The sequence below is a fragment of the Granulicatella sp. 20925_1_28 genome (assembly GCF_041433575.1).
Lineage (GTDB): Bacteria > Bacillota > Bacilli > Lactobacillales > Aerococcaceae > Granulicatella.
Genome location: NZ_JAPWBS010000001.1, coordinates 255,289 through 270,741 on the forward strand (window position 1 = coordinate 255,289; position 15,453 = coordinate 270,741).

Below are 15,453 nucleotides of genomic sequence, written 5' to 3' on the forward strand. Positions count from 1 at the left end.
CAAAAAATAACGCAATGGACAAAAGTCCATTGCGTTTTCTTTTTACCTATTATTCATTCTTTCCAATGACTTCAAATGTCACATGATCGATTCCTAAATCACATTTCACTTGGTCTCCTGGAAGGATGCTTGCACGAATGATTTCTTTTGCAAGTGGTGTCTCAATTTCACGTTGAATGTAACGCGCAATTGGACGAGCACCATACACTGGATTATACGCATTATCTGCAATCCAATCTTTTAATTCATCTGTGAAGCTTAAGACGATTTCTTGATCTTCCACACGTACTGCTAATTGGTTCAACATCTTCGTGATGATACCACGAATGTTGTCTTTAGAAAGCGGTGTGAAGAAGATTGTTTCGTCGATACGGTTTAAGAACTCTGGTTTGAAGGTTGATTTTAGAACACCCTCAACAGCCGTACGAGTTTCCTCATCAATTCTATCGCCTTGATTTTCAAGCAAGAATTGTGAACCGATATTACTTGTCATAATCATCACTGTATTCTTGAAGTCTACTACACGTCCTTTAGAATCTGTTAAACGTCCATCATCTAATACTTGTAACAAGATATTAAATACATCTGGATGTGCTTTTTCAATTTCATCTAAAAGAACGATTGTATATGGATTACGACGAACAGCTTCTGTTAATTGGCCCCCTTCTTCGTATCCAACATATCCTGGAGGAGCCCCCACTAAACGAGACACTGAATGTTTCTCCATATATTCACTCATGTCGATACGAACCATATGGCCTTCTGAGTCGAATAAATCTTCTGCAAGAGCTTTCGCAAGTTCTGTCTTACCAACCCCAGTAGGTCCAAGGAATAGGAAGCTTCCGATTGGACGGCTAGGATTTTGCAACCCTGCACGAGAACGAAGTACTGCTGAAGCCACTTTTTGTACGGCTTCATCTTGACCAATGACACGTTCATGAAGAATATCTTCTAAGTGAAGAAGTTTTTCACGTTCGCCTTCCATTAGTTTAGTTACTGGAATACCCGTTAAGCGTCCAACAACTCGTGCAATTTCTTCAGAAGTTACTGATTCTTGAACGAGACGTTGTGTGCTTTCAGCATTCGCTTTATTTTGGTCTTCTAGTTCTTTTAACTCATGTTCTAGAGCTGGAATACGACCGTGACGAAGTTCAGCAGCTTTTTCAAGGTTGTAGTCTGCTTCTGCTTGTTCTAATTCACGTTTAGCATGATCGATTTCTTCACGTTTATTACGGATCTTATTGACTTCTTCTTTTTCGATTTCCCATTTCATTTTGAGGTTATTGGCTTTTTCACGTTGTTCCGCTAATTCCTCTTGTAAAATAGCAAGACGTTTTTGAGAAGCGTCATCTTTTTCCATCTTCAACGCTTGTTCTTCGATTTCAAGTTGCATCAAACGACGTGTCACTGCATCTAGTTCGGTTGGCATTGAGTTCATTTCAACACGAATCGTTGCACAGGCTTCATCGACTAAGTCAATCGCTTTATCTGGCAAGAATCTGTCAGTGATATAGCGGTTTGATAAAGTCGCAGCAGCTACTAACGCACTATCGTGAATGTTTACACTGTGGTGGATTTCGAAACGTTCTTTCAATCCACGAAGAATTGAAATCGTATCTTCAACAGTTGGTTCTTGCACAAGCACTTTTTGGAAACGACGTTCTAACGCTTTGTCTTTTTCCATGTTTTCACGGTATTCGTCAAGAGTTGTGGCTCCAATACAATGTAACTCACCACGAGCCAACATTGGTTTTAGTAAGTTACCAGCATCCATTGAGCCTTCTGTCTTACCAGCACCGACGATAGTATGGATTTCATCAATAAATAAGATGATGCGTCCTTCTGATTTTGTTACTTCTTTGAGAACGGCTTTCAAACGTTCTTCGAATTCACCACGGTATTTTGCTCCCGCGATTAAAGCCCCCATATCTAATGAGTAGATTAATTTGTCTTTTAAGTTTTCCGGTACGTCCTTTTTAACGATACGTTGCGCTAATCCTTCAACGATAGCCGTTTTACCAACACCAGGTTCCCCGATTAAAACAGGGTTATTTTTTGTTTTACGAGATAAAATACGAATCACATCTCGAATTTCCTCGTCACGTCCAATGACTGGATCTTGTTTACCAGATTGAACAGCTTCATTTAAATTACGTGCATATTTTGATAATGCTTCATATTGTTCTTCTTGATTTTGACTAGTCACACGTTCTCCCCCTCTTAGCTCTTCAATTCGAGCTCTCAAATTTTCTTTTGTTACGTGATGTTGTACTAAATAACGAGTCAACGGATGATTTTGTAATTCCATCAACGCAAGTACAACTACCTCTGTAGATAAGTAATCGTCTTTAAAGCTTTCTCTAATCTTTTCAGCTTCTGTAAAGAGTCGATATAAGTTTTGACTCATACTTTGACCATATTGGACATTTTGTCCTTCCACTACAGAAATACGGTCTAATTCTTTATCAATTAATTCCTCAAATTCTTTATCATTCACTTGTAAATCACTATATAAATTTCTAGCAAAGTGATTTGGTTCCATAAATACTTTCCATAAATGAGGAATATCAATTTCTTGATGTTTACGTACCATCGCAATTTGTTGCGCTTGGCCTAATGCTTGTTGCATTGTTGTAGTCATTTTTTCAATATTCATCTTCATTCCTCCTTTTGTGGTCTCTTGACCATGATTAAAGTATACACCTTTAGTCAGGAAAGGTCAATAATTTTATTTGACTTTTTTTGACTTTAATAAATATTTAAAAAATCAGCCACCACTGTGACTGATTTCATCATTACATTTCAATTCGAATCGCTCGTCTTGCACAGTAATAGCCTGCTGCAAGATGCCCATTAGGATCGACTAATAACGGTAAATTCACCGAATAATAAGAAGACAATGGCAGTAAATTTAATACTGGCGCCTTGAAGTTTTCTTCAAGCCATGCTCCTTTTGTATAAGGTCTACCCTCGATTAATTCTGGGCCAAATTCCGCATTTGCAATTTCCAACCCAAACATATTTTCATTCCATAAAGGAGAATTCTCTTCATCTTGAATAAGGGAACGATGCAACTGATTTCCCCATTTAAAGAGACGACGAGTACCACTGCCGCAGCAATACTCCCACTCATCTTCGTTTAAGAGGCCCATACCAGTCCGTTCAATTTCTTTACGAGCTTCTTCGTATCCTACCGGATCTGCAACGTAGCAAGCAAAATTATCAGGATTCTTAATGTCTTGTTGCATAAAATACCGATCTACACGTACCGCTCTTGGAAAATCTTGGAATAAAGCTTCCATCGAATTATCTGGAGTCACCGCTTCTTCTAAAATCTCAAGTGTTTCACGTGAAGGTTCTTCAGCACCTGTGAGTTGGCCAGTGACCACAGAATAGTTTCCGATAAAGCGTAGTCCCACAAAATTCGGTTTCTTTTCGACTAACATTGCTGGAATATCGACCTTTCTTAATTCAGAGGTCATCAAATTAATGCCATCTTCAACGATTTGAGTCGTCAATTTTTCACTCGATAAGTCTTTTTCTTGAACATCTTGATTCAGAAACATAAAGCCAGTTAGATGTTGATTTAAATACCGTTTAAAGGCATAACGAAGCTCTTGACGTTCTTCACTACAGTCAAGACCAGATAGCCCTGACAAGCCGCTGTCCCAGCCTAAAATGACCTCATTTTGTCCAGAAACAAAGACAAACTCTCTTCCATCAATCGTGACTTCAAAAGTTTCATTGGTGATTCCACCAAATTCGAATTTGACGCTTCTTAAGTTCTCAATGGTTGACATTGGATTTACAAAATATCTTAATACATTTCGAAAGACCACTTCTTTCGACTCACTAGGTAAATTCTTCCACGTTGGATTTAATACGTGTTCAAAAAAATCATTTGCCATACTTTCACCTCGTCTCTATTATACGGCATTCCGAAAAAATTGCACTCTATTTCCACTACTTTTATGCTATAATAGTGGCAATTGAAAGGATGTTAATCATGAATTTATTTATTTTTGGGAATCCAATGTCTGGAAGTCATTCCGGACAACTTCAAATTAATCAAATTGTGGAAGCTTGTACAAAACATAGTATCCATTTTAAGCTATTCCAAACACAAAGAGCTGGTGAACTACCTGAGCTTCTTGAAAAGCATTTACCAGAAAGAAATGAGCACACTAAAGTCGTCATTATTGGTGGAGATGGGACACTGAATGAAGCCTTACAATATTTGAAACAACATCATCTCATTGTCCCACTTTCCTATTTACCAGCAGGAACGGGAAATGACTTTTCACGAGAAATGAATCTGATTCATGATGCTGAGCAGTTTGTCATGAACCTTCAAACAGCTCCAACAGTAGATTTAGAATTCCTCTCCTACCATGAAAAATATTCAGATAAATCAGGCGTTGCTTTAAACTCACTTGGTTTTGGAATCGATGCGGCTATTTGCGAACTAAATCAGCATCAACGCCAAGCTGTTCTTGAATCCAACGGCATTAAAAAAGCATCTTATCTCACACCCATTTTAAAGGCATTTAGAGAGCGTGAAGAATTTGATGCGATTATCACTCTAAATAGCAGTGAAAGTTTCTCAGTGACGCAGAATCTGCTTGTAGGAGCATTTAATCATTCCTACTTCGGTGGTGGAATTCGTTTTGTTCCAACAGCCAAACAAGGAAATCATTCTTTTGAAATAGTGATTGCGCGAAAAGTAAGTGCATTTACCATACTTAAAGCCTTCCCGTTTATTCTAACAAACGGAACTCACTTTAAGCATTTCCCTAATAACTTACAAAAATATAATTGTACTTCTGCACGTATTCAAATTAATGAACCAATCAAAGCTCAAACGGATGGAGAATTTATCATATATGATAAAGTTGATTTAAACATCTCATTAGAGTACTATCCATTTATTGTTACTTATATCCAGCAAAAATAAAAAGGCGAATGTTTTACACATTCGCCTTTTCTTTATCTTTTGAAAAGTTTTTTAAAACTGATTAACGGCTCTGTCTTAACGATTTTATCGTTCCCAATAAATTCCCGCATCACTTTTAGAGTACGTCCAGAATCTTTAGATACAAACTGAAATGTTTTAGAGGAATTCGTGTCAATGAAATACGCACGAATAAACTTCCCTTTAAACATAACATGAGCTCTTACCAGTTTAATTTCTTCCCAAGGAATTTGAAGATAGCTTTCTGGATTTTGACGATTGTAAAATTCAAAAGCACGATCTCCAATCAGAATATCCCCATTGGTATATCCAAAGCCCCCATTAAATAGGTTTGCTTTTGTTTTATAAATGGCTTTTGTATTTAACGATACAACCATAATCTACTCTCCAGTCCTCTCTATTAAGGAGCCATTACTCCTGTTAATCCAGCTAAAATACCTAATGCAAATAGCCCAAAGATAATGTAAATTGGTTTTACATTTTTCTTCAATAACCACATTACGAAGAATGTTAATAGTAATGCAGCTAATCCTGGAATCAACTTGTTTAAGTTGTCTTGAAGAGTTGTCACAGCTTCTGGTGATAATGTTTTACCACCTAATAATTTAGTAACAATATCTCCTAATTGACCTCCAGTAACAACGTCATCTGCTCCAGGTAATTGAATATATTGCTCTGGTTTCAATTCTACTCTCGTTAACACAAGTGGGAATTTCATACTTGTCCAACGTTGTACTAAGATCCCCATTACAAACATCCCCACGATTGAAGATACTTTTGTAATAGATTGTAAAATACCACCTGATAAGTCTTTTGTGATTTCAGAACCTTGACGGTATCCTAATTCTTGTGTAGACCACATGAATGCGATACGGATTAAGTTCCAAACGATGAAGAAGAACAATGGTCCAATGATAGAACCTGTTGCAGCTAACCCTGCAGCAATTGCTCCTAAAATAGGACGAATTGTAAACCAGAATACTGGGTCACCGATACCTGCTAAAGGTCCCATCATCCCAACTTTAACCCCTTGAATTGTAGCATCATCGATTTGCGCCCCATTTGCACGGTCTTCTTCTAGGGCTAATGTTACCCCAAGGATTGGTGAAGCAATATATGGGTGTGTATTAAAGAATTCTAAGTGACGTTTTAACGCTGCTTTTGAATCTTCTGGATTTGGATATAATTTTTTCAATGCTGGAATAAGCGAGAATGCCCAACCACCATTTTGCATACGTTCATAGTTCCAAGAACCTTGTAAGAATTGTGAACGTAGCATAACGCTTAAGCGGTCTTTTTTCGTTAAAGATACTTTTTTCTCTGTCATGTCATTCACTCTCCTTAATAGTCATTTAAAATGTCACCAAGTGGGTCTCCTGAACCAGAATTTCCACCCGCTGAACCATTTCCACTGTTGTTTGATAAGTTTAAATAAATAAATGCTAAGCTTAATGCGATAACCCCTGTAGCGATTAAAGTTAATTCGTTTAAAGGAGCAATTGCAAACCCGATGAAGAAGAATGGCCATGTTTCTTTTGAAGCCATTAAGTTAATAACCATTGCTAACCCTACAGCTACAACCATGTTACCACCAATTGTCATCCCATTTGCAAACCACTCTGGAATTAATTTTAAGTAGCCTTGAACCACTTCTGAAGAAACGAATAGAAGTGCTCCAGCAGGAATCATAATACGTAAACCTTGCATTGATAATGATACATAGTGCCAGAAGGCTACTCCTCGGAAGTCTCCTTTTTCAGCTGCAGCATCTGCTCTGTGAACTAAACCAACTGCTAAAGTACGTACAACCATTGTTAATACAAGACCAACTGTTGCTAAAGTAACTGCAGTACCAATCGCTAAGTTACGACCAGCATCAGAGAAGTCATTCCCTTTGATATAAATAATAGCTGAAGCTACTGATGCTAAGGCAGCATCTGGTGCAACTGCAGCCCCAACGTTAGCCCAAGCAAGTGCAATAATTTGTAATGCACCACCAAGAACAATAGCTTCCGTTAAGTGCCCTGTTGCAAGTCCAATCAATGTACATGCAATAATTGGTTGATGGAATTGGAATGCGTCTAAGATTCCTTCCAAACCAGCTAAGAATGCGACAATTAGGACTAAAATAATTTGAATTGCATTAAAATCCATAATAATCTCCTATCTGTATGTTATAGTTTTAAGCCTTCATTAGACTTTGCTTCAATTAATTTAAAGATATCCGCTGGAGAGTCAGAAACTACTTTACGAACATCCATCTTCACGCCTAAGTCACGAAGTTTCTTATAAGTTTCTACATCATCTTGGTCAACAGATAATGCATTACTAATTTGAACTTTACCAACTGAGTGCGCCATTGAACCAATATTCAATTCATCAATTTTAACACCTTGTTCAATCACTTCAAGAGCTTCTTGAGGTGTTTCGAATAATAATAATGCCTTTGTATCCCCAAAACGAGGGTCATTATACACTTCCACTAATTTCTTAAGTGGAATAACGTGAGCACGAACTCCGGTTGGAGCAGCTTGCTCGATTAATTTTTTACGTAAATCATCTTTTGCAACTTTATCAGAAACAACGATGATACGATTTGGGTTTGTAGCTTTTGTCCAGCTTGTTGCAACTTGTCCGTGTAATAGACGAGTATCCACACGTGCTAGAACAAATTTAATTTTACCGTCCCCGATAACTGTTCCTTCTGGGATTGCCCCTGTTGAAACTGGAGCAGCAGATTCCGCTTTCTCCTCTTTTTTCTCCTCAGGTTGAAGAGATTCTGGACGAATCTTTACACCTTCAATTGCTGTTGGAGCAATTGCTTTTGCAATTTCATGAGATGTATTCATTGAAAAACGACTAGCGTATGATTCAATTAACATCGGCAAGCTTAATCCTGCTACAATTGCGCGGTGTTCTGGATCTTCTTCAAACAAGATATTCGCTTGGTTGAATGGACTTCCACCCCATAAGTCTACTAGAAATAGAATTTCTTCAGTATCTAGCTTTTCAACTGCTTCGCGCAGTTTTCTTTGTAAGTCTTCAGGTCCTTCGCTGGGCATAAAAACAACAGATTCAACTTTTTCTTGATTTCCGAAAATCATTGAACCTGATTGTTTAATACCATCTGCAAATTCACCGTGACTTGCAATGATAATTCCTACCATAAAGCTACCTCCTTTATTTAAATTAAATCGCTTTTATGATTTAGTCTATTTTACCATAACTATACACTCACTTAAAGAAATCTTAACTTTTAAATTGTTTTTTATCGGTTCCAATTCCCTATTGTTAAAGAAAAAAAGCTAATCCCTGAGGACTAGCTTTCGTATCATTTTATTTATATTGAGGACGACCATATCCAATGATATATCGTGCCGATAATCTATGAGATTTACGAACGACTTTTGATTCGTCATAATTACGATCACTTGTATTTCCTTCAATAGTAATAATATGTTCTGATTGAAGTGATAGTTTCAAAAAACATTTTAATGATGTAATTTATTTCCGTTATCATCAAGATAGAATGTAAATCCTTCTCCAATAACTTGATTCACGTCTGTGATGATTACAAACGCTTCTGGATCATACTCGTGAATAATCCGTTGAACTGGCATCAATTGTTGTCGACTTACAACAACGTATAAAACTTGTCGCTTCTCTTTTGAGTAGAAACCGTGTCCATCCAACACTGTAATTCCACGGTCTAAATCCATTTGGATTCGTTGTCCAATTTCATCATATTTATCTGAAATGATCATAATCGCTTTACGAGGATTAAAACCTTCTAAAATAAAGTTAATTACTTTACTTGCGATAAATAACATGATTAATGTGAGAACAGCTTTTTCAAGACCAATGACAAGAGCAAGTGGTGTTACAATAATGAAGTCAATCATTAGTAGTGAAGAGGATACGCTCCATCCTAAATATTTATGCATCATCATTGCAATAATATCTGTACCTGCTGTTGTTCCTTTTCCTAGGATAACAAGACCTAATGCTACACCTACCAATACTCCTGCTGCCACACCAGCGACAACTAGGTTTTCTGGAACGAATACCGGCCAGTCTTGTGTCACTTTTAAAAAAGTTGGTAATTCAATAACTGCTAACACAGTATAGATCATTGTTTTTCTTTCAAGATAACGATAACCAACGATTAATAAAAATCCATTCAAAATTAAGTTGGATAAGGCTGGGTCAATTTGTAATGTATAATACCCTAACAAAGTAACCCCAGTAATCCCACCTTCACCAAAGTGGTTAGCAATGATAAAAGCGTTAATCGTGTATGAAAATAAGAAACAGCCTAATGTAACCAGGATGAAGGATTTTAAAGTATCTTTGTTGAAATATTTCTCCAATTAAATTCCTCCTTATTCTGGTTCCCTATGGAATCGTCCATAGAAGTTTTCTGTGCTAATTTGATTAATAATCGCTCGAGGATCCGCTTCCTTAATCACAGCAACCGCATCAATCACTTCATAAGAAGATAACACTGTATGCAGCAAATACATTCTTTCGCGACTAAAGCCACCGATGGCTTCCACACATGAAATCCCATGACGAACTGTCTTTAAATAGGCATCCATGACGTCTTCACCATAACGTGTTGTGATTTGTAACGTAACTTTATGATAACGTTGGTGGAAGGTGCTAATCACTTTAGTAGAAATATATTGGAAGATAATCGAATATCCCGCATGTTTCCAGCCAAATAACGCACCGAATATTAATAGTAATGCTGTATTAAATAGGAAAACTTCTTGCCAAATTGTTTTACCATTACGGTTTGAAACGTATAACGCCACAAAGTCCATTCCACCAGTAGAAGCATTTCCCTTCAAGGCCAGTGAAACATATAAACCATTTAATACCCCACCGAAAATCACGTTCAGCATAGTATCATCCACAAATAACGGCTCAAAATTCAATACTCGAATAAAGAAACTTCCCACGAATACTTGTAGAATCGAATAAAACGTGAATCGTGGACTGATTCCGCGGTAACATAAAATTGCAACTGGAATATTGAGCATAATCAGTAACATTGAGATCGATAATTCTACCCCAAAGAGTTCTGCGATTTGATTCATTAAAATCGATACTCCAAGGAACCCACTAGACAATAGATTCGATGGTTGAATAAATACTTTCAGTGTAAACGCCTGTAGAAAACCAGAAATGACAACAGCTAACAGTGAAAGTACATGCCTAATCATCTTGTTTTTTCGATATTTACGATAAGAAGATGGGTTTAGAAAACTCATGCATGATCACCCACTTTGAAACAATATTGGATGCCATTTGCTGTTGGAACTTTCAACACAGCATCATAATAATGAAACGGCACTTTTTTCGATTCCAAATTCAGCACAAGATTTTCTAATTCTCGCATATTCGGAACACGCCATTCAATTTCAGAAACACCATAAAAATCTTGATGTGAATGAGGAATGAATTCCCATGCGTTAATTGCTAGTGAGTATCCATCTCGATTCACTTTAAAATTCTTACGACGAGTCACATAATCATAGGTAGTCTTGAATAAAAACGCTTCGGTTAAAAACGCTCCTGTTTCTTCAACATCGGACACATTATAGTGCACTTGTGCGATACTAGCGGTTGGTGGAAATTCTTCTGCCATCGCATCAACTCCATCGATAAACTCATGAAGCGAACGATTCATTTCTGTCCCTTCAAGATATTCATCAACGAGTTCAGAACCACTCTCGCTTTCAATCATAAACTTCAAGCGATTTCCTTCAGGATCTAAGATATAAAAGTTATCCGTATAGCCATCAAAACCTGTCGCAGTGATTGTTTGTTCTTCTAAAATCAATCGATTAATTAACTCGCCCATTTGGAATGGTTTTGTTAATTTAAAGCCGATATAGTACGTTGTTAGAATTGAATCTCTACTTCCTTTACCTTGAACTAAGCGAAGCAAAGGAACGCTACCCCTACTGTGACCAATAAGGATTTCGTTATCAAAGTCCTGCAGTACAACAAGACCTAAAACTTGCGTATAAAATTTCTTCATCACTGAAAGATTACGCACCGTTATCGTTACAAGAGAAATCGTCCACTCTTTTTTTGATTGTGGTACAAGCGCATCTTTCACTAACTGTAATAGATTTCGCATTTTCCTTTTCCTTTACTAAAAAAGTGGGGAGGACTTAAAGGATGTTCCTCACCCACTCCGTTAATTTTTATCCTTCAAAAGCCACTGTTAAAGGTGGGACAACTTGTTTCTTACGAGAAACAACTCCTGGTAGTGTTAGTACACCGTCTGTGTAGCTTGCGTTAAACGCTTGAGCCACTTTATCTAAATGGTCACCAACAACTAATACTGTTGAGACGCTTGTTAAGATGTTTGTAATGACAAATACGAATGTATCATATCCGTTTTTATCGTTTGCAACACGCATGCTTTCTTCTAATGCATCGCGACGTGCTAATAATTCTTCAGGATCCACTACGTTTACTTGCGCAATACGTAAGTTTGCTCCTCCCATTGGGAATGATTTCGCATCTAAGTCGATTAAATCATCTTCTGATTTATTTCCTAAGTTTGTACCAGCTTTTAGCATTTCTAAACCATATACATTCACATCGATTTCAGCAATGTTTGCTAAGTCTGTTGCTGCTTCGATATCTTGTTGTGTGCATGTTGGTGATTTGAATAATAATGTGTCTGATACAATGGCTGAGACCATTAATCCTGCGATATCTTTTGGAATATCTACTCCATATTCTTTGTACATTTTGTATAGAATTGTATTTGTACATCCTACTGGTTCTGCACGGTAGAATAATGGGTTTGCTGTTTGGAAGTTTGCGATACGGTGGTGATCCACAACATATTCTACTTCCACTTTTTCAACTCCTGTAGCACTTTGTTGAACTTCATTGTGGTCTACTAATGCTACACGATTTGTTTCTTCTGAAACATCTCCAATCACGCGTGGAGCTTCTTTTTTGAAATATTCTAAAGCGTATTGTGTTTCTTCATTTGGAGTCCCTAGGGCAACTGCTTCTGCATCTTCTCCTAAATGACGTAATAAGTAAGCATATGAAATTGCTGATGTAATTGCGTCTGTATCTGGATTTTGATGTCCGAAAACTAATAATTTACTCATAATTTGGCCTCTCTCTATATAAATTTACATTGACAATTTTAACATAATTATCACTTAAAACCAATAGATAATGCATTATTTCTAAGATTTCTAGAAAAAAAGAACTGTTATAGCTTTTAAACTATAACAGTTCATTCATTATGCATTTAAATAACCTTTATATTCGTCTGTTCTTAAAATACGACGAGCATTGTCCACACGTTCTTGTGTTGGTGGTTCAATATGGTCTAATTTATATGGAATTCCTAAGTTCTTCCATTTATACACACCCAATTTGTGATAAGGTAAAATTTCAAACTTCAATACGTTTTTCAATTTACTTACAAACTCACTTAATCGGATGAGATATTCATCATAATCTGAACGTTCTGGAACTAACACGTGACGAATCCATACCGGTTGTCCTTTATCTGATAAATACTCTGCTAGTTGAAGAATATTTTTATTCGTCCACCCTGTTAATTTCTTATGTTGTTCATCATCAATATGTTTAATATCTAATAAAATAAGATCCGTATATTCTAATAACTCTTCGAATTTTGAGAAGAATGGTTCATCATACGTAAATGGCATTCCACAACTATCTAATGTTGTATGTACTCCAGCTTGCTTGCAACGTTTAAAGAAATCGATTAAGAAATCAATTTGCAATAAAGGCTCTCCTCCACTGACAGTTACGCCACCTTTACGTCCCCAGAATGCACGATATTGCAACGCTTGATCGAGTAATTCTTGAGAAGTAATCGGATGACCGCCCCCAATATTCCAAGTATCTGGGTTATGACAAAACTCACAACGCATACGACAACCTTGCATGAAGGTTACAAAACGGATACCTGGTCCGTCTACAGAACCAAAACTCTCTGTAGAATGAATATATCCAGTTACTGGTTCACTCATCATTATTCCTCCTATCTTTTCTCTACTAGTATATCACAATTCGTGTACTTTAGGGCCATTTCGATTAAAAAACGGATGGACGATTTTGCCCATCCGTTTTCTTAATTTCAGCAATCTAGTTTGGTCTACTTCTAACAGTCGACCTCACACTTTATGATTACATGCTTTCGTGCATTGTACGGTTGATTACGTCTAATTGTTGTTCACGAGTTAATTTAATGAAGTTAACTGCGTAACCAGATACACGAATTGTTAATTGTGGGTATTCTTCTGGGTGTTCCATAGCATCTAATAATGTATCACGGTTGAATACGTTGATGTTTAAGTGGTGACCACCTTTAGAAGCATAACCATCTAACATAGCAACTAAGTTTTCTTCTTGTACATCTAATTCACGTCCTAAAGCTTTAGGAATGATTGAGAATGTATTTGAGATACCATCTAATGCATATTTGTAAGGTACTTTAGCAACTGATGATAATGAAGCTAAAGCTCCGTGTGTGTCACGACCATGCATTGGGTTAGCACCTGGTGCAAAAGGTTCGCCAGCACGACGTCCATCAGGAGTGTTACCTGTCTTCTTACCATAAACTACGTTAGAAGTAATTGTAAGGATAGAAGTTGTATGTTTAGCATTACGGTAAGTTTTATGTTTTTTAACTTTAGTCATGAATTCTTTCAATAACCAAACAGCGATTTCGTCAGCACGATCATCGTTGTTACCATATTTAGGGAAGTCGCCTTCTACTTCATAGTCAACAACAACGCCATCTTCGTCACGAATAGTTTTAACTTTCGCATATTTAATAGCTGATAATGAGTCAACTGCTACTGAGAATCCAGCGATACCAGTTGCCATTGTACGTAGAATTTCAGTGTCATGTAATGCCATTTCAATTCTTTCGTAGCTGTATTTATCATGCATGTAGTGAATGATGTTTAATGTGTTTAAGTATAAACCACAAATCCATTCCATCATGTCGTTGTATTTAGCCATTACTTCATCGTAATCTAAGTATTCTGAAGTGATTGGTTGATATTTAGGACCAACTTGTGCTTTAGATTTTTCATCGATACCACCGTTGATCGCATATAATAATGTTTTCGCTAAGTTAGCACGAGCACCGAAGAATTGCATTTGTTTACCGATACGCATAGCAGATACACAGCAAGCAATTCCGTAGTCGTCGCCCCACTCTGGACGCATTACATCATCGTTTTCATATTGGATTGCAGATGTATTAATAGAAGTTTTAGCTGCAAACAATTTGAAGTTTTCTGGTAAACGAGTTGACCATAGAACTGTTAAGTTTGGTTCAGGAGCTGGTCCTAAGTTTACTAATGTGTGTAAGAAACGGAAACTGTTCTTAGTTACTAATGGACGTCCGTCTTCACCAACACCGGCGATTGATTCTGTTACCCAAGTTGGGTCTCCTGAGAATAATGCGTTGTATTCTGGTGTACGAGCGAATTTAACTAAACGTAATTTCATAACGAAGTGGTCAACAAGTTCTTGTGCTTGTTCTTCAGTTAATGTTCCGTTTTCTAAGTCACGTTGTACATAGATATCTAAGAATGTTGAAGTACGTCCAAGAGACATAGCCGCACCATTTTGTTCTTTAATAGCTGCTAAGTATCCTAAGTATAACCATTGGAAAGCTTCGCGAGCGTTAGAAGCTGGTTTAGAAATATCGAATCCGTAGATGTTACCTAATTCTTTTAATTCTAATAATGCACGGTATTGTTCTGAAACTTCTTCACGTAAACGAATTACATCGTCTGACATAGTGCCATCGCCAATGTTAGCGAAGTCTTTTTGTTTTTCAGCGATTAAACGATCAACCCCGTATAAAGCTACACGACGGTAGTCACCGATGATACGTCCACGACCGTAAGCATCTGGTAAACCTGTGATAACACCTGATTTACGAGCTGCACGCATTTCTGGAGTGTAAGCATCGAATACACCTTGGTTGTGAGTTTTACGCCAGTCACGGAAGATACGAGAAATTTCTTCGTCGATCTTGAATCCGTAAGCTTCAGCTGATTGTTCACTCATACGGATACCACCAAATGGTTGTAAGCTACGTTTGAATGGTTTTTCAGTTTGGAAACCAACAACTGTTTCTAAATCTTTGTTTAAGTAACCAGGACCATGTGAAGTGATTGTTGATACAACTTTAGTGTCCATATCTAAGACACCACCAGCTTCACGTTCTTGTTTGTTCAAGTCCATTACTTGTGCCCATAAAGCTTTAGTAGCTTCAGTAGGTCCAGCTAAGAAACTGTCGTCTCCTTCATAAAGTGTGTAGTTTTCTTGGATAAAGTCACGGACGTTAACTTCTTCTTTCCATACTTTACCTTTGAAACCGTTCCATTGTTCCATAAATTTTTCCTCCTTAGATAATTGGTTGTGAAACTTATAACAGCTAT

General features: G+C 37.2%; 13 protein-coding genes. 1 reads left to right on the forward strand and 12 read right to left on the reverse strand.

Annotated features, from left to right (window positions below; genetic code table 11):
* Positions 1-49 precede the first annotated feature (49 nt).
* Together clpB and O3793_RS01160 are read right to left on the reverse strand one after the other, a co-directional pair.
* Complete coding sequence (gene clpB, locus O3793_RS01155) at positions 50-2,656, reverse strand: ATP-dependent chaperone ClpB (RefSeq protein ID WP_371444972.1); 2,607 nt, start codon at positions 2,654-2,656, stop codon at positions 50-52.
* 139 nt (positions 2,657-2,795) lie between these two features.
* On the reverse strand, positions 2,796-3,908 hold the full coding sequence (locus tag O3793_RS01160; protein ID WP_371444974.1) for a hypothetical protein: 1,113 nt from the start codon (positions 3,906-3,908) through the stop codon (positions 2,796-2,798).
* 98 nt (positions 3,909-4,006) lie between these two features.
* Here O3793_RS01160 and O3793_RS01165 point away from each other — a divergent pair, with 98 nt between their 5' ends.
* Positions 4,007-4,954, forward strand: coding sequence for a diacylglycerol kinase family protein (locus O3793_RS01165; RefSeq protein WP_371444976.1), 948 nt, complete (start codon positions 4,007-4,009; stop codon positions 4,952-4,954).
* Between the two features lie 32 nt (positions 4,955-4,986).
* Here the strand turns inward: O3793_RS01165 and O3793_RS01170 are convergent, their stop codons facing one another.
* The 10 genes from O3793_RS01170 to pflB form a co-directional block, all read right to left on the reverse strand.
* Positions 4,987-5,349 (reverse strand): DUF956 family protein, encoded by a 363-nt coding sequence (locus O3793_RS01170; RefSeq protein WP_371444978.1) that lies wholly within the window; start codon positions 5,347-5,349, stop codon positions 4,987-4,989.
* A 23-nt stretch (positions 5,350-5,372) separates the two neighbouring features.
* Positions 5,373-6,299: a PTS system mannose/fructose/sorbose family transporter subunit IID gene (locus O3793_RS01175; protein ID WP_048710437.1), complete on the reverse strand. Its 927-nt coding sequence runs from the start codon at positions 6,297-6,299 to the stop codon at positions 5,373-5,375.
* 14 nt (positions 6,300-6,313) lie between these two features.
* Complete coding sequence (locus tag O3793_RS01180) at positions 6,314-7,129, reverse strand: PTS mannose/fructose/sorbose transporter subunit IIC (RefSeq protein WP_371445097.1); 816 nt, start codon at positions 7,127-7,129, stop codon at positions 6,314-6,316.
* Positions 7,130-7,146: 17 nt separating this feature from the next.
* The gene (locus tag O3793_RS01185) at positions 7,147-8,139 is read right to left on the reverse strand and encodes a mannose/fructose/sorbose PTS transporter subunit IIA (RefSeq protein WP_371444980.1); all 993 of its coding nucleotides are present in this window, start codon (positions 8,137-8,139) and stop codon (positions 7,147-7,149) included.
* 324 nt (positions 8,140-8,463) lie between these two features.
* Positions 8,464-9,342, reverse strand: coding sequence for a YitT family protein (locus tag O3793_RS01190; protein ID WP_371444982.1), 879 nt, complete (start codon positions 9,340-9,342; stop codon positions 8,464-8,466).
* Between the two features lie 12 nt (positions 9,343-9,354).
* Positions 9,355-10,248 carry a YitT family protein gene (locus O3793_RS01195; protein ID WP_371444984.1) on the reverse strand — a complete coding sequence of 298 codons (894 nt, stop codon included), beginning with the start codon at positions 10,246-10,248 and terminating at the stop codon, positions 9,355-9,357.
* On the reverse strand, positions 10,245-11,123 hold the full coding sequence (locus tag O3793_RS01200; RefSeq protein ID WP_371444986.1) for a VOC family protein: 879 nt from the start codon (positions 11,121-11,123) through the stop codon (positions 10,245-10,247). Before O3793_RS01200 ends, O3793_RS01195 begins: the two co-directional genes overlap by 4 nt.
* A gap of 67 nt (positions 11,124-11,190) precedes the next feature.
* On the reverse strand, positions 11,191-12,120 hold the full coding sequence (locus O3793_RS01205) for a manganese-dependent inorganic pyrophosphatase (RefSeq protein ID WP_048710458.1): 930 nt from the start codon (positions 12,118-12,120) through the stop codon (positions 11,191-11,193).
* Positions 12,121-12,258: 138 nt separating this feature from the next.
* Positions 12,259-13,020 (reverse strand): pyruvate formate-lyase-activating protein, encoded by a 762-nt coding sequence (pflA, locus tag O3793_RS01210; RefSeq protein WP_371444989.1) that lies wholly within the window; start codon positions 13,018-13,020, stop codon positions 12,259-12,261.
* 157 nt (positions 13,021-13,177) lie between these two features.
* Entirely contained in the window at positions 13,178-15,406 is a 2,229-nt protein-coding gene (pflB, locus tag O3793_RS01215; protein WP_371444991.1) for a formate C-acetyltransferase, read from the reverse strand.
* Positions 15,407-15,453 lie beyond the last annotated feature (47 nt).

Bases quoted from the DNA above. Each gene is read 5' to 3' on its own strand.
- pflB (WP_371444991.1), bottom strand. From the start codon at position 15,406: ATGGAACAATGGAACGGTTTCAAAGGTAAAGTATGGAAAGAAGAAGTT.
- O3793_RS01205 (WP_048710458.1), bottom strand. From the start codon at position 12,120: ATGAGTAAATTATTAGTTTTCGGACATCAAAATCCAGATACAGACGCA.
- clpB (WP_371444972.1), bottom strand. From the start codon at position 2,656: ATGAATATTGAAAAAATGACTACAACAATGCAACAAGCATTAGGCCAA.
- O3793_RS01200 (WP_371444986.1), bottom strand. From the start codon at position 11,123: ATGCGAAATCTATTACAGTTAGTGAAAGATGCGCTTGTACCACAATCA.
- O3793_RS01160 (WP_371444974.1), bottom strand. From the start codon at position 3,908: ATGGCAAATGATTTTTTTGAACACGTATTAAATCCAACGTGGAAGAAT.
- O3793_RS01195 (WP_371444984.1), bottom strand. From the start codon at position 10,248: ATGAGTTTTCTAAACCCATCTTCTTATCGTAAATATCGAAAAAACAAG.
- O3793_RS01175 (WP_048710437.1), bottom strand. From the start codon at position 6,299: ATGACAGAGAAAAAAGTATCTTTAACGAAAAAAGACCGCTTAAGCGTT.
- pflA (WP_371444989.1), bottom strand. From the start codon at position 13,020: ATGAGTGAACCAGTAACTGGATATATTCATTCTACAGAGAGTTTTGGT.
- O3793_RS01165 (WP_371444976.1), top strand. From the start codon at position 4,007: ATGAATTTATTTATTTTTGGGAATCCAATGTCTGGAAGTCATTCCGGA.
- O3793_RS01170 (WP_371444978.1), bottom strand. From the start codon at position 5,349: ATGGTTGTATCGTTAAATACAAAAGCCATTTATAAAACAAAAGCAAAC.
- O3793_RS01185 (WP_371444980.1), bottom strand. From the start codon at position 8,139: ATGGTAGGAATTATCATTGCAAGTCACGGTGAATTTGCAGATGGTATT.